A 12,408-nucleotide genomic window follows, 5' to 3' on the forward strand; every position below is an offset into this window, starting at 1 on the left:
TGACCCCCGCCGCCCAGCTGAGCGGCAACCAGCTCACCGCCACCGGCCTGGACCTGCGCTACGGCGACCGGACCATCGTCGCGGGCCTCGACCTGACCCTGCCGGGCGGCTCCGTCACCGCGATCGTCGGTCCGAACGCCTGCGGCAAGTCCACCCTGCTGCGCGGCCTGACCCGGCTGCTCGCCCCGGCCGCGGGCACCGTCACCCTCGACGGCTCCGACATCCACCGGATGTCGGCCCGGGCTCTGGCCAAGCGCCTCGGCCTGCTGCCGCAGCAGCCGGTCACCCCGGAGGCGATCACCGTCGAGTCGCTGGTCCGGCTCGGCCGCTACCCGCACCAGCGGATGCTCAGCCCCTGGTCGGCCGCCGACCAGGCCGCCGTCGAGGAGGCGCTGGTCCGCACCGGCACCGCCGAACTGCGCGACCGTCCGGTGGACCAGCTCTCCGGCGGCCAGCGCCAACGCGCTTGGATCGCGCTGGCGTTGGCGCAGGACACCGAGCTGCTGCTGCTGGACGAGCCGACCACCTTCCTCGACCTCCGGCACCAGCTGGAGGTGCTCGACCTGGTCGCCGACCTGCACGACCAGGCCGGGCGCACGGTGGTGATGGTGCTGCACGACCTCGGCCAGGCCGCCCGGTACGCCGACCACCTGGTGGTGCTCGACGGCGGGCGGCTGGCCGCCGCAGGGCCGCCCGCCGATGTGCTCACCGCCGAACTGGTGGAGGCCGTCTTCCAGGTGCCCTGCCGGGTGGTGCCCGACCCGGAGACCGGCACCCCGCTGGTCGTCCCCAGGGCCAGGAGCCGCCGCCAGGCAAGCGCCTGACACCCCCTCACGTACTCCCGGCCCGGCCCTCGCTCCGGCGCCGGTCGCCCCAACCTGCCCGCACACACCCCACAGCAAGGAACTGATTATGGCTCAGCCCACCATCCTGCGCAGACTGCCCGCCGTCCTGCTGGCCAGCGCGCTGGCCGTCTCGCTCGCCGCCTGCGGCAGCAGCGGCAGCTCCTCGGACGCCAAGCCGGCCGAGGGATCGAAGGCCGCCGACGCCGGCTTCCCGCGCAGCGTCAAGCACGCGATGGGCACCGCGGAGATCAAGAGCCGGCCCAAGAAGGTCGTGGTGCTGGACAGCGGTGAGCTGGACGACGTCACCATGCTCGGCATCACCCCGGTAGGCGCGGTGGCCCCGCACCTGAAGACCGAGGGCGGATTCCCGGCCTACCTCAACGGCAAGGTGACCGGCACCAAGGACGTCGGCCCGAGCGCCGAACCCAACCTGGAGCTGATCGCCTCGCTCAAGCCCGACCTGATCCTCACCTCGAAGGTCCGGCACGAGAAGATCTACGACAAGCTCAACGCGATCGCGCCGACCGTGATGACGGAGACCACGGGCTTCCCGTGGAAGGAGAACCTGGCCGTCCACGCCCAGGCGCTGGGCAAGGAGGCCGAGGCCGCCACGGCGCTCAAGGCGTACGAGGCCCAGGCCGCCCAGCTCGGCAAGGCCGTCACCGAGAAGAACGCGGGCAAGGTGCCGACCGTCTCGGTGGTCCGTTTCGTGGCGGGCCCGACCCGGCTGTACGCCAAGGCCTCGTTCAGTGGCGTGGTGCTGAAGGACGCCGGCCTGGCCCGTCCGGCCCCGCAGGACGTCGACAAGGCGATGCTGGAGGTCGGCCCCGAGCTGATCAACCAGGCCGACGCCGACCTGGTGTTCGTCACCGTCGCCACCGACCCGACCAAGACCAAGCAGGCCGAGGTCCAGGCCACCCCGGTCTGGCAGGGCCTCACCGCGGTCAAGAACAGCAAGGTCTTCAACGTGCCGGACGAGACCTGGATGTCGGGCATCGGCGTGCAGGCGGCTGAGCAGATGCTCGGCGACATCGCCAAGGCCGCCGGCGTGGACGCGCCCAAGTAGCCCCCTCGGGCCGGGGGCGCACAGCCCCCGGCCCTCCTGCACAGACGGAGGACCCCTCACCATGCGGATGTACCTGCTCGCGCTCAACCCCACCGACTCCGTCACCGACGGTTTCCTGCCCGCCGCCGCGCGGCTCGGCCTGTCGGTGACGGTGCTCACCGACTCCGCCGAGGCACACCGGAAGGCTTACGCCGGACGGGAGTTCGAACCCGAGGTGCTGGAGTGCGACGTCCACGACCACCGCGAGGTGATCGGCCTGATCTCGCAACTCCCTACCCCGGACGCGGTGTTCAGCAACAGCGACCATCTGCAGACCCAGGCCGCGCTGGCCGCCGAGTACTTCGGGCTGCCCGGCAAGGACTGGAAGGCCACCCTGCGGGCCAAGAACAAGGCGCAGTTCCGCCGCCACCTGGCCGCCGCCGGGCTGGACGCCGTCTGGTCCGGCGAACTGGCGCCGGGGCAGGACCCGGCCGAGCTCTCGCCGCCGTTCCCCTGCGTGGTCAAACCGCGCGAGGGTGTGGCCAGCGAGGACGTGGCGCTGGTCGCCGACGCGGCCGAGCTGGGCGGGCGGGTGGCCGCGATCCGGGCCCGCCGGCCCGGTACGGCGCTGGTGGTCGAGGAGTTCCTGGCAGGTGAGCTCCACACCCTGGAGACGCTCGGCGACGGCACCCGGCGGCACGTGCTCGGCGGCTTCCGGACCAGGCTCTCGCCGCCGCCGAACTTCATCGAGGAGGTGCTCGAGTTCGTCCCGGCCCACCCGGAGGCGGTGACCGCGCAGGTGCTCGCCCAGCTGGACGCCGTCGGCGTCGGACTCGGCGCCTGCCACACCGAGTTCGTGGTGCAGGAGGACGGCCGGGCCAGGATCATCGAGATCAACTACCGGGCGATCGGCGACCAGTGTGACCTGATGCTGGCCGAGCTGCTGGAGATCCCGTTCTTCGAGCACGTGCTCCGCGCCCACCTCGGCATCCCGCTGCCCGCCGACCTCGGCGCCCGCACCGACGGCCGGGCCCGCAACGAGGCGGTCTGCGCCGACCGCGCGGGGGTGCTCACCGCCGCCCCGGAGGCCTTCGACCACGAGCGGGACGGCGTCCGGCTCAGCTACCGCCCGTTCCGTTCGGTCGGCGAACGGCACGACCACTACGGCACCAACCGCGACTACCTGGGCGTGATCTGGGCGGTAGGCACCGACCAGACGGCGGTGGACCGCTCGGTCGCCGAGTTCATCGCCGCCAACCGCTGGGAGATCTCCGCATGAGCGTCGACGCCCGCTCCGCCCAGGCCGAGAAGCTGACCCTGCGGGTGCTCGGCGCGCTGCTCCGCGAGGACGTCCTCGGCCTGCGCACCCAGAGCACCGTGGAGGACCGGCCGGACGGCCGCTGGCTCCGGGCCGGGACGCTCGCCCTGCCGGTCAGGGCCGACGGCTTCCAGAGCGAACTGACCGCTCGCCTGCCGCTGTTGACGGTCGAGGACGAGCCGGTCACGGAACTCCCGAAGATCCTGGCCCACCTGGCCCAGCTGGCCGATCCGCAGGACCGGGACGGCTACCGCGCCTTCGCCGAGGAGTGCCGGCAGACCCTGGCCACCATGGAACTGCATGCGGACATCCAGGGCCAGGTGCACGACCTGCTGGCGCTCCGGCTGGGCGAGCGGCCCGCCGACTGGACCGGCCTGGCCGGCTCGCTCGGCTTCGACACCCTGGCCGCCTTCCTGGACCACCCGGTCTACCCGACCGCCCGCGGCCGCTCCGGTCTGAGCCAGGACGAACTGCTGAGCTACGCCCCGGAGTTCCACCCGAGCTTCGAACTGAACTGGCTGGCCGTACCGGCCGGGGCGCTGGCCGTGGACACCATCGGGCCACGCCCCGCCTGGTGGCCGCGCCTGGCGCAGCTGGGCCTTGGCGAGCTGATTGACAGTCACCTCGCTGTGCCCGTGCACCCGCTGAGCGCCCGTGAGGCGCTCGCCGCCGTACCGGGCGCGGTGCTCGCCGAGGTCTCCCACCTGGAGGTGGTGCCGACCCTGTCGATGCGCACCGTCGCCCTGACCGAGCACCCCGAGTGGCACCTCAAGCTGCCGCTGACCACCGCCACCCTGGGCCTGCGCAACCGACGCACCATCAAGCCGGGCACCCTGGAGGACGGCGCGGCCGGCCAGCGGCTGTTCGAAGCCGTACTGGCCCGCGAACCGCGCCTGACCGGACGGATCCTGCACGCCGACGAGCAGGGGTACGCGCACACCGGCCACGAGCTGCTCGCGGTCCTGGTCCGGCGCTACCCGGCCGGCCTGGAGCGGGCGTTGACGGTGCCGCTGGCCGCGCTGCTCGCCCCGGCGCCCGGCGGACTGGTGGTCGACCTGCTGGCCGAGCGGTTCTACGACGGCTCGGTGACCGCCCTCTACCGGGAGCTGCTGGCCCTGCTGCTGGACTGGCAGACCGTCCTGTTCGGGTACGGCATCGCCCTCGAGTCGCACCAGCAGAACACCTCGCTGGTGCTCGACCGGGTGGACGGCGCGACCCGGCTGCGGCTGCTCTACAAGGACAACGACGGCCCCCGGGTGAACACCGACCGGCTCGGCGAAATCGGCTCCCTCGTCGGCGAGTTCGAGGACGCCCGAGTCTTCTCGCGGAGTGACCGGGCGCTCACCGACCTGTTCACCACGATCACCGGCCACCTGTGCACCGCCTCGCTCGCCTTCGGTCTGGCCGCGCACGGCCGGGCCCCGCTGGCCGAGCTGCTCGGCCTGCTGCGCGCCGAGCTGGAGCGCTCGATCGGCCGGCTCGGCCCGGCCGGTGACCCGCTGCGGGCCGCGCTGCTGGACGCCGAGCGGCTGCCGGTGAAGGCAATGGTCACCGCCGGATCGCTGCTCAGCAAGGAGCGCTCCGGCGCCAGCGACATCAACAAGCACTACACCAGCGGACCGAACTACCTACGCCTGGAGGTCTGATGAGCACCGCAGCAGCCGAGCGCACGCTGACCGCGCCCGCCCCTGCCGGGCTGGACCGCCGCCAGGTGCACGCGATCGCCGCCTGCTACTTCGTCGCCTCCTTCGCGGCGCTCGGCCTGCCGCCGTTCCTCACCCGGATCCTCCCCGGGCTGGGCGACCAGGACGGCAGCTGGGCCGGCGTGCTCTACATCGTGCCGACCGTGTTCAGCGGCCTCGGTGCCCCGCTCTGGGGCCGGCTGGCCGACCGGTACGGCCGCAAGCGGCTGCTGCTGCGGGCCCAACTCGGGCTCACCGTCTCGTTCCTGATCGCCGGCTGGGCCGACAGTCTGCCCGCCTTCACGGTCGCGCTGGTGCTCCAGGGCTTCCTCGGCGGCACCTTCGCCGCCACCAACGGCTACCTGGCCGCCGCCCTGGAGGGCCCCCGGCTCTCCAGGGCGCTCACCCTGATGCAGGGCAGCGCCCGGGCCTCGCTGGTGGCCGCGCCGATCCTGGTCGGCGCCCTCTCGCCCTGGATATCCCCGCACCGGCAGTATCTGGTGATGGCCGTCCTCCCGCTGCTCGCCGCCGGGCTCCTCGCCCTGCTGCCCGAGCCGTCCCGGCCGGTCCGGCCGGCCACGGCCGCCGAGCAGCCCGCCGACGTCGTACCGGGATCGCTCAAGCTGCTCTACACGGTGGAGTTCGCCTTCGTCTTCTCCACCATCGTCTCCTTCCCGTACCTGGTCGCGATGGTGGAGCAGAAGCTGCCCGGTGTGTCCGGCACGGTGACCGGCCTGCTCTTCGCGCTGCCGCACCTGTGCTATTTGGTCGCCGCCGGACGGGTGCACACCCGCTTCCTGGAGCGGCCGCGCACCGGCCTGGCGATCGGCTTCGCCTTCGTCGCGCTCGGTCTGGCCGCCCACGGCCCGGCCGACTCCCTGCTCACCTTCACCCTCGCCCGGCTGCTGCTGGGCGTCGGCCTGACCCTCGGCCTGGTCTGTCTCTCGGTGCTCGCCGCCGAGGCGTGCCGAGGACGGGCCCCGGGCCGGATGTTCGGCTCACTCGAATTCGTCTCCAAGGGCGGCGCCGTCGCCGCCGGGGTGGTCGCCGCGCTGGTCAACAGCGCTTTCGGCCCGACCGCCCCGGTGCTGACCGGCACCGTGGCCGCACTGGCCGCCGCCTCCCTCGTCCTCCTCTCCCGCAGGAGCAACTGATGCCCTCCCCGATCGACATCGCCCCGGCCGCCGCCGGGCCCACCACCCTGCCCACGGCGGATCACGCCGTCACCCACACCCTGCTCAACTGCCTGCTCCGCGAGGTCTCGGGCCCCGAGCACCAGACCGCGATCGTCGACGGCCGACTGCACCTGCGGCTGCCCCGCCGGGGCGTCGCGCTCAACATCGCGCTGCGCCGCACCTCGCTCACCGGCGCGCACCGCTTCACCGGCCCGGTCTTCGAGGAAGGCCCGGACGGCTGGCGGGAGTTGGGCTGGCAGGAGTTGGCCGAGCACGTCCAGGCCGAGCTGACGCTGCGCACCGGGGTGCGGAACGAGGAGTTCCTCACCCAGCTGACCTCCAGCCGCGCCGGGGTGGCGCACGGCCTGGACCGCAGGCCCGCCCCCGGACCGGACCGCTACCTGGAGTCCGAGCAGGCCCTGGTGTTCGGTCACCGCTTCCATCCGGCGCCCAAGTCCCGCTACGCCGAGCGCGGTTCCTGGGACGACTACGCCCCCGAGGCCCGCGCCGCGTTCCGGCTGCGCCACCTCGCGGTACGCACCGAGTACGTCGCCCAGGACACCGCCGACCCGACGGCGCTGGCGCTGCTGGACTCGCTGGGCGAGGTGCCGGAGGGCTACACGCTGCTGCCCTCCCACCCCTGGCAGTACGAACTGCTCTGCGACCACCCGGGGTTGGCCGCGGCGATGGAGCGCGGCGACGTGATCGACCTCGGCGAGCGGGGAGTGCCGTTCACCGCCACCGCCTCGGTGCGCACCCTGCACGGTGCGGGCGCCTTCCTGAAGTTCAGCCTGAACGTCCGGATCACCAACTGCCTGCGCAAGAACGCCGCGTACGAGCTGACCGGCGCCGTCACCCTGACCAGACTGCTGGCCGAGCCGTTCGCGAAGCTGGCCGTGCAGTACCCCGACGCGGCCATGCTGCGCGAGCCCGCCTTCCGCACCCTGGCCCTGCCGGGCCCGGACGGTGTGGTGGACAACTCGCTCTTCGAGGGCTTCGGGCTGATCGTCCGGGAGGGCCTGGAGCAGCACCTCCGCCCCGGCGTCACCGCGCTGCTCGCGGCGGCCGTGGCCGACGAGTACCCGACAAGCTCCGCGCAGATCGGCGCCCTGCTGGGTGACTCCGGCCCGGCCGGGGCGCTCGACTGGTGGGGCGCGTACCTCCGGCTGGTGGTGCCGCCGGTGCTGGCCGCCTACTTCGAGCACGGCGTGGTGCTGGAGCCGCACTTGCAGAACGTCCTGCTCGGCGTGGACGACCAGGGGCGTCCGGCCCAGGTGCTGTTCCGCGACCTGGAGGGCACAAAGCTGCTGCCGGAACGCAACGCCGAGCTGCTGGCCACCCTGCCGCCCGAGGTGGCCGGGCCGATGGCCTACGACGCGCAGCGCGGCTGGGACCGGGTGGTGTACTGCCTGGTGGTCAACCACCTGTCGGAGCTGGTCTCCGCCCTGGCCGACCAGCATCCGACCCTGGAGGCCGCCCTCTGGGACGAACTCCGCACCGTGCTCGGCGAGTTCGGCGAGGAACAGGGCTGCCCGCCCCGGCTGGCCGCCCTGCTCGCGGGCGTCCCGCTGCCCGCCAAGGCCAACCTGCTCACCCGCTGGGAGCGCAAGGCCGACCGGGAGGCGGGGTACGTCCCGCTGCCCTCGCCGCTCGGCGAATCCGTGCTGGCCCTGAGCTGGAGTGCCTGATGTCCCTCGATGACCTCCTCACCTCGCTGACGCCGGAGCAGTTCCCGGTCTACGTCTACGATCTGGCCGCGCTGCGCGAGCACGCCGCCGCCGTCCGGGCCGCACTGCCCGAGCGGGTCGAGCTCTACTACGCCGCCAAGGCCAACCCCGAGCCGGAGATCCTGGCCGCGCTCGGCCTCGCCGTGGACGGCTACGAGGTCTCCTCCGGCGGCGAGTTGGCCCATGTCCGAGCAGCCGTACCGGATCATCCGCTGGCCTTCGGCGGCCCGGGCAAGACCCCGGACGAGATCGCGACCGCGCTCCGGCTCGGGGTCCGGCGCTGGCACGTGGAGAGCCAGCACGAGCTGCGGCTGCTGGCCGCGCTCGCCGACGGCCCGGTGGACGTGCTGCTGCGCGCCAACCTGCCGGTGACGGACGGCTCGCTCGACTCGGTGAAGCTCGCGATGGGTGGCCGGCCCACCTCCTTCGGCCTCGATCCCGCACTGGTCTCGCGCTGCGTACGGCTGCTCGCCGAACCCGGCTTCGAGCGGCTGCGCCTGGTCGGCGTCCACGCCCACCTGGCCAGCGGCCTGCCGGCGGAGGCCCAACTCACGCTCGCCGAGCAGGTGGTGGAATGGTCGGTCGCACTGGCCGAGCGGCACGGGATCACCCTCCAGGAGGTCAACGTCGGTGGCGGCATGGCGGTGGACTACGCGGACCCGGCGGCCCGCTTCGACTGGACGGCCTTCGGCACCGGGCTGGTGAAGCTGCTGGACCGGCACCCCGGGCTGACCCTGCGGATCGAGCCGGGCCGGGCGCTCACCTCGTACTGCGGTTACTACGCGACCGAGGTGCTGGACGTGAAGCAGAGCCACGGCGAGGACTTCGCCATCGTCCGGGGCGGCACCCACCACCTGCGCACCCCCGCCACCCGGGGACACAACCAGCCGTTCACCGTGCTCCCGGTGGCTGACTGGCCGCACCCCTGGGAGCGGCCCGCCGTGACCACCGGCCGGGTCACCGTGGCCGGGCAGCTCTGCACACCGAAGGACGTGCTGGCGGCGGGGATTCCGGTGGAGCGGCTGCGGGCCGGTGACCGGGTGGTGTTCGCGATGGCCGGGGCGTACGCCTGGAACATCTCGCACCACGAGTTCCTGATGCACCCTCGGCCGGGCTTCCACTTCCTCGGCTGACGGCGCGGCGTTCCCCGGCCTGCCGGCGTTCCTCGGCCGCCCAGCGTTCCTCGGCCGGCGTTCCTCGCTGCCCACCCGGCACCGGACGCGGACGCCGCCGGACGGTGGGGCGCCGCAGGTCGTGGCCGGGAGGACGTGCGAGAGTGGTACCCAGCGAAGGGAGCGCGCACGTGCTGATGGAGAAGGTGGCCGAGATCCTCGCCGAGACGTCGGCCGAGGTGGTCGAGCCGCGTTTCCGGGCACTGGCCGCGGGCGAGGTGATCGAGAAGGCCCCCGGGGAGATCGTCACGATCGCCGACCGGGAGGCCGAGGTGATCATCACCCGGCGGCTGCGCGAGCTGCTGCCCGTCCCGGTGGTCGGTGAGGAGGCGGTGGCCGCCGATCCGGCGCTGGCCCAGGCGCTCAGCTCCGAACCGGCCGTCTGGCTGGTGGACCCGGTGGACGGGACTTCGAACTTCGTCGCGGGCCGCCCGGACTTCGCCGTGATGGCCTCCCTGGTTCGCGCCGGACAGACCGTCGCCGCCTGGATCTGGCAGCCCGTCAGCGGAGTGGCGTACTCCGCCGAGCTGGGCGCCGGCGCCTGGCGGGACGGACACCGGCTGACTCGCCCCGCCGTCACCGACGCTCCCGAGAAGTGGCGCGGCTCGGTGAAGAGCCGCTTCCTCGACCCCGGCGAGCACCACCGCCTGCAGACCGCCGTCCGGACCTTCGGGAAGACCGGCTACGGCCTGCGCTCGGCGGGCATGGAGTACCCGCAGATCGCCGAGGGCGAGACCGAGTTCATCCTGTACTGGCGCACCCTGCCCTGGGACCACTCCCCCGGCTCCCTGCTGGTCACCGAGGCGGGCGGGGTCTCCGCCCGCCTGGACGGCAGCGGCTACCGGCCGGAGCCGCCCGGTGGTACGGACGGCCTGCTGGTCGCCGCCGACCCGGTGGTCTGGGAGCGGGTCAGAGCGACGCTGTTCGGCTGAGCCCTACCTCACCCGGGGCCTACCAGACCACCGGCAGCCGCTCCGGCAGCCGCTTGATGAAGCCGGGGCGCCAGGCCAGCTGATCGGCCGGGAGGGCCAGCCGGAGTCCGGGCAGCCGTTCCACCAGCACCTGCAAGGCGATCTCGGCGTGGGTGCGGCCGAGCGCGGAGGCCGGGCAGAAGTGCCGGCCCGCGCCGAAGGCCAGGTGCGGATTCTCCGGCCGGTCGAAGTCGATCCGCTCCGGGTCGGGGAAGACCGCCGGGTCGTAGTTGGCGCCCTCGATCAGCACCAGCACCAGCTCACCCTGACGGACCAGCACCTCGCCGACCTGGACGTCCGCCAGCGCGATCCGGGGCAGCGCGTCCCCGATCGACAGGTTGTAGCGGAGCAGCTCGTCCACCGCCCGGCCGATCAGCGCGGGCTCCTGGCGCAGCCGCTCGGCCAGCTCGGGCCGCTGCGCCAGCGCGATGATCGCGTGCAGCAGGAAGGAGGAGGTGGAGACCGCCCCCGCACCGAACAGCGAGAGCGCCACGGTGGCCAGCAGCTCGTCGTCCTCCAGGTCCGCCCGCTCGGCCCGCAGCCTGGCGAACCGGCCGAGCAGCCCCTCGGTGGGCGCCGGATCGGCGTTGAGCTTGCCGAGCATGTAGCCGAGGTCCTTGTACCAGTTGGGGGTCGACCCCTCGAACGGCACCGGACTGGTCAGGAAGGCCACGTCGATGCCGGCCATCAGCTGCCGCCAGTCGTCGGTCGGGATGCCCAGCAGCCGGCAGTGCAGCGCGGCCGAGTACGGCTCGGTGAAGCCGTCCCGCAGTTCGGCCGGTTGGCCCTGCCGCTCCAGCTCGTCCAGCAGCCGGTGCGCCTCCGCCTCCAGCCGGCCGCCCAGCTCCCTGTCGGCGCGCGGGGAGAGGGTCTTCATCACGGCGTCCCGCAGCCCGGCGCTGTTGATGTTGCCCATGTTGTTGACCACCTTGGTCGCGGCCGAACAGGACCGGGGTGAGCGGCAGTTCGACGTGGTAGCAGGAGACCGAGGACGGCACGTCCAGCAGGCTCGGGGTGTCGAGGAAGAACGGCAGCTCGGCGGCTATGTAGGCGACCCCGGCGGCGAGTTGGTCCACCGAGGGGCTCTCGCCCTCCGGCATCCGGGCGGCCAGGAAGCCGGCCGCCATCCCCTCGGTGGCCAGCCGGAAGTCCTCGTCCTCGGCCAGCGCACGGGCCACCTCGGCGGACAGCCGCCGGTACGCCGGGGTGTCCGCGAACTCGGACAGCGCGTGCACCCCGACCCGCGACCGGGCGGCCAGTTCGACTCCGCGCTCGATCCGGCGCCGGGTGGCTTTGCTCTCCTTGGCCGCCCGGCGCCTGGCCTGGTCGGGCGGGTAGCCGAAGGCGGTGAACTGGGTGTCCACGTGCAGGTCGGCGTGGACCACATCCACCGAGTCGAAGAACTGGCGGCCCCAGCGCACCAGTTGGGCGATCCGGAGACGACTGAAGTAGCTGCTGCCCGGGCTGACCCCGATCAGCAGGTGGTCACCGCGCTGCCAGACCCGGTGGCAGCGGTCGGAGAACGGCAGGGCTTGGAAGGTGCTGAAAGTGGTGCTCAGAAGTGTTTCGGTCATGCCGCAGCTCCGCGTCGCAGGACTGAGTACAGGGAAGTGGTGTCGACACCAGGGGAGTTCGTGCCAGAAAGGCGAAAGGAGAGGCCGCGCCGGATGACGGCGGGTTCACTACTCCCTCGCGCCGCAAGTCCCGAGGAGCCGTGTGCTCCCGGTGTGGCGGCGGCTACTAGAAGTTACCGCCGTGCTTCGCCGGATCCGCAAGCGTGGGCGGGTGGTTGGCGAAATCACGCCGCAGTGCGGCCGAAAACAGCTGGACAGCCTCGGAAAGGTATGTCCACGGACACTTCGCGCAGCGGCCCCGGAAATACCCACGGGGCGCCGATCGGCCGCGCTTTCCTACGAATTCTGACAGCCGGACCGGAGTCCGGCTGTCAGATCCGCCAATTCCCTTTTCAGCCGCCGAACTTGGCGCTGAGGATCTTGTCGCCGGCCCGGAGCTGCTGCGTCACGTCCAGCCCCTGGGTCACCCGGCCGAAGACGGCGTAGTTCATGTCGAGGAAGGCCGCCGGACCGAGTGTGATGTAGAACTGGCTGGAGGCGCTGTTCGGGTTCTGACTACGGGCCATCGAGAGCGCGCCCGCCTCGCCGTGCTTGAGGTCCGGCGTGACCTCCAGCTTGATCGTCCGCTCCCGGCCGGTCGCCGGGTCGATGAATCCTCCGGTGCCGTTGCCCAGCGGGTCACCGCCCTGGATCACGAAACCGGGCTCGTAGCGGTGGAACTTCAGCCCGTCGTAGAAACCCCGCTCGACCAGGTCCGCGAAGTTCTTCGCCGTGATCGGCGCCTTGTCCTCGTACAGCTCGACCGTGATCGTGCCCTTGGTGGTCTCGAGCACCACGGTTCGGTTCTTCTCCACTGCTGACCGCCTGTCCTGGCTGGGGGGTCTGTCCTGGTTTTTCAC

The 12,408-nt window shown here is 72.5% G+C and carries 10 protein-coding genes and 1 pseudogene; 8 read left to right on the plus strand and 3 right to left on the minus strand.

What is annotated here, in order from left to right:
* The first annotated feature begins 17 nt into the window (after positions 1-17).
* From ACKUU6_RS06090 to ACKUU6_RS06125, 8 genes are all read left to right on the plus strand, one after another.
* Positions 18-824, plus strand: a complete 807-nt coding sequence (locus tag ACKUU6_RS06090) for an ABC transporter ATP-binding protein (RefSeq protein WP_407992050.1) — start codon at positions 18-20, stop codon at positions 822-824.
* Positions 825-912: 88 nt separating this feature from the next.
* Positions 913-1,911, plus strand: a complete 999-nt coding sequence (locus ACKUU6_RS06095; protein WP_407987420.1) for an ABC transporter substrate-binding protein — start codon at positions 913-915, stop codon at positions 1,909-1,911.
* Positions 1,912-1,972: 61 nt separating this feature from the next.
* Entirely contained in the window at positions 1,973-3,169 is a 1,197-nt protein-coding gene (locus ACKUU6_RS06100; protein WP_407987421.1) for an ATP-grasp domain-containing protein, read from the plus strand.
* Positions 3,166-4,854 carry an IucA/IucC family protein gene (locus ACKUU6_RS06105; RefSeq protein ID WP_407987422.1) on the plus strand — a complete coding sequence of 563 codons (1,689 nt, stop codon included), beginning with the start codon at positions 3,166-3,168 and terminating at the stop codon, positions 4,852-4,854. Before ACKUU6_RS06100 ends, ACKUU6_RS06105 begins: the two co-directional genes overlap by 4 nt.
* Positions 4,854-6,044, plus strand: coding sequence for an MFS transporter (locus ACKUU6_RS06110; protein ID WP_407987423.1), 1,191 nt, complete (start codon positions 4,854-4,856; stop codon positions 6,042-6,044). The genes ACKUU6_RS06105 and ACKUU6_RS06110 overlap by 1 nt, the downstream gene beginning before the upstream one ends.
* On the plus strand, positions 6,044-7,753 hold the full coding sequence (locus ACKUU6_RS06115; protein ID WP_407987424.1) for an IucA/IucC family protein: 1,710 nt from the start codon (positions 6,044-6,046) through the stop codon (positions 7,751-7,753). The genes ACKUU6_RS06110 and ACKUU6_RS06115 overlap by 1 nt, the downstream gene beginning before the upstream one ends.
* Positions 7,753-8,925, plus strand: coding sequence for a type III PLP-dependent enzyme (locus tag ACKUU6_RS06120; protein WP_407987425.1), 1,173 nt, complete (start codon positions 7,753-7,755; stop codon positions 8,923-8,925). The genes ACKUU6_RS06115 and ACKUU6_RS06120 overlap by 1 nt, the downstream gene beginning before the upstream one ends.
* Before the next feature lie 176 nt (positions 8,926-9,101).
* Positions 9,102-9,896, plus strand: coding sequence for an inositol monophosphatase family protein (locus ACKUU6_RS06125; protein WP_407992051.1), 795 nt, complete (start codon positions 9,102-9,104; stop codon positions 9,894-9,896).
* 19 nt (positions 9,897-9,915) lie between these two features.
* Here ACKUU6_RS06125 and ACKUU6_RS06130 read toward each other — a convergent pair whose 3' ends face one another.
* From ACKUU6_RS06130 to ACKUU6_RS06140, 3 genes and pseudogenes are all read right to left on the minus strand, one after another.
* The gene (locus tag ACKUU6_RS06130) at positions 9,916-10,851 is read right to left on the minus strand and encodes a cytochrome P450 (protein ID WP_407987426.1); all 936 of its coding nucleotides are present in this window, start codon (positions 10,849-10,851) and stop codon (positions 9,916-9,918) included.
* 64 nt (positions 10,852-10,915) lie between these two features.
* Positions 10,916-11,509: pseudogene (locus ACKUU6_RS06135) on the minus strand (tRNA-dependent cyclodipeptide synthase); the annotation flags it as partial.
* A gap of 392 nt (positions 11,510-11,901) precedes the next feature.
* Positions 11,902-12,363: a peptidylprolyl isomerase gene (locus tag ACKUU6_RS06140; RefSeq protein WP_407987427.1), complete on the minus strand. Its 462-nt coding sequence runs from the start codon at positions 12,361-12,363 to the stop codon at positions 11,902-11,904.
* Positions 12,364-12,408 lie beyond the last annotated feature (45 nt).

Origin of the sequence: Kitasatospora sp. CMC57, from assembly GCF_045866025.2 — a bacterium.
Lineage (GTDB): Bacteria > Actinomycetota > Actinomycetes > Streptomycetales > Streptomycetaceae > Kitasatospora.

What these genes read in the sequence shown, in the direction of transcription:
- ACKUU6_RS06095 (WP_407987420.1), top strand. Translation starts at nt 913, where the DNA reads ATGGCTCAGCCCACCATCCTGCGCAGACTGCCCGCCGTCCTGCTGGCC.
- ACKUU6_RS06100 (WP_407987421.1), top strand. Translation starts at nt 1,973, where the DNA reads ATGCGGATGTACCTGCTCGCGCTCAACCCCACCGACTCCGTCACCGAC.
- ACKUU6_RS06105 (WP_407987422.1), top strand. Translation starts at nt 3,166, where the DNA reads ATGAGCGTCGACGCCCGCTCCGCCCAGGCCGAGAAGCTGACCCTGCGG.
- ACKUU6_RS06110 (WP_407987423.1), top strand. Translation starts at nt 4,854, where the DNA reads ATGAGCACCGCAGCAGCCGAGCGCACGCTGACCGCGCCCGCCCCTGCC.
- ACKUU6_RS06115 (WP_407987424.1), top strand. Translation starts at nt 6,044, where the DNA reads ATGCCCTCCCCGATCGACATCGCCCCGGCCGCCGCCGGGCCCACCACC.
- ACKUU6_RS06120 (WP_407987425.1), top strand. Translation starts at nt 7,753, where the DNA reads ATGTCCCTCGATGACCTCCTCACCTCGCTGACGCCGGAGCAGTTCCCG.
- ACKUU6_RS06125 (WP_407992051.1), top strand. Translation starts at nt 9,102, where the DNA reads ATGGAGAAGGTGGCCGAGATCCTCGCCGAGACGTCGGCCGAGGTGGTC.
- ACKUU6_RS06130 (WP_407987426.1), bottom strand. Translation starts at nt 10,851, where the DNA reads ATGGGCAACATCAACAGCGCCGGGCTGCGGGACGCCGTGATGAAGACC.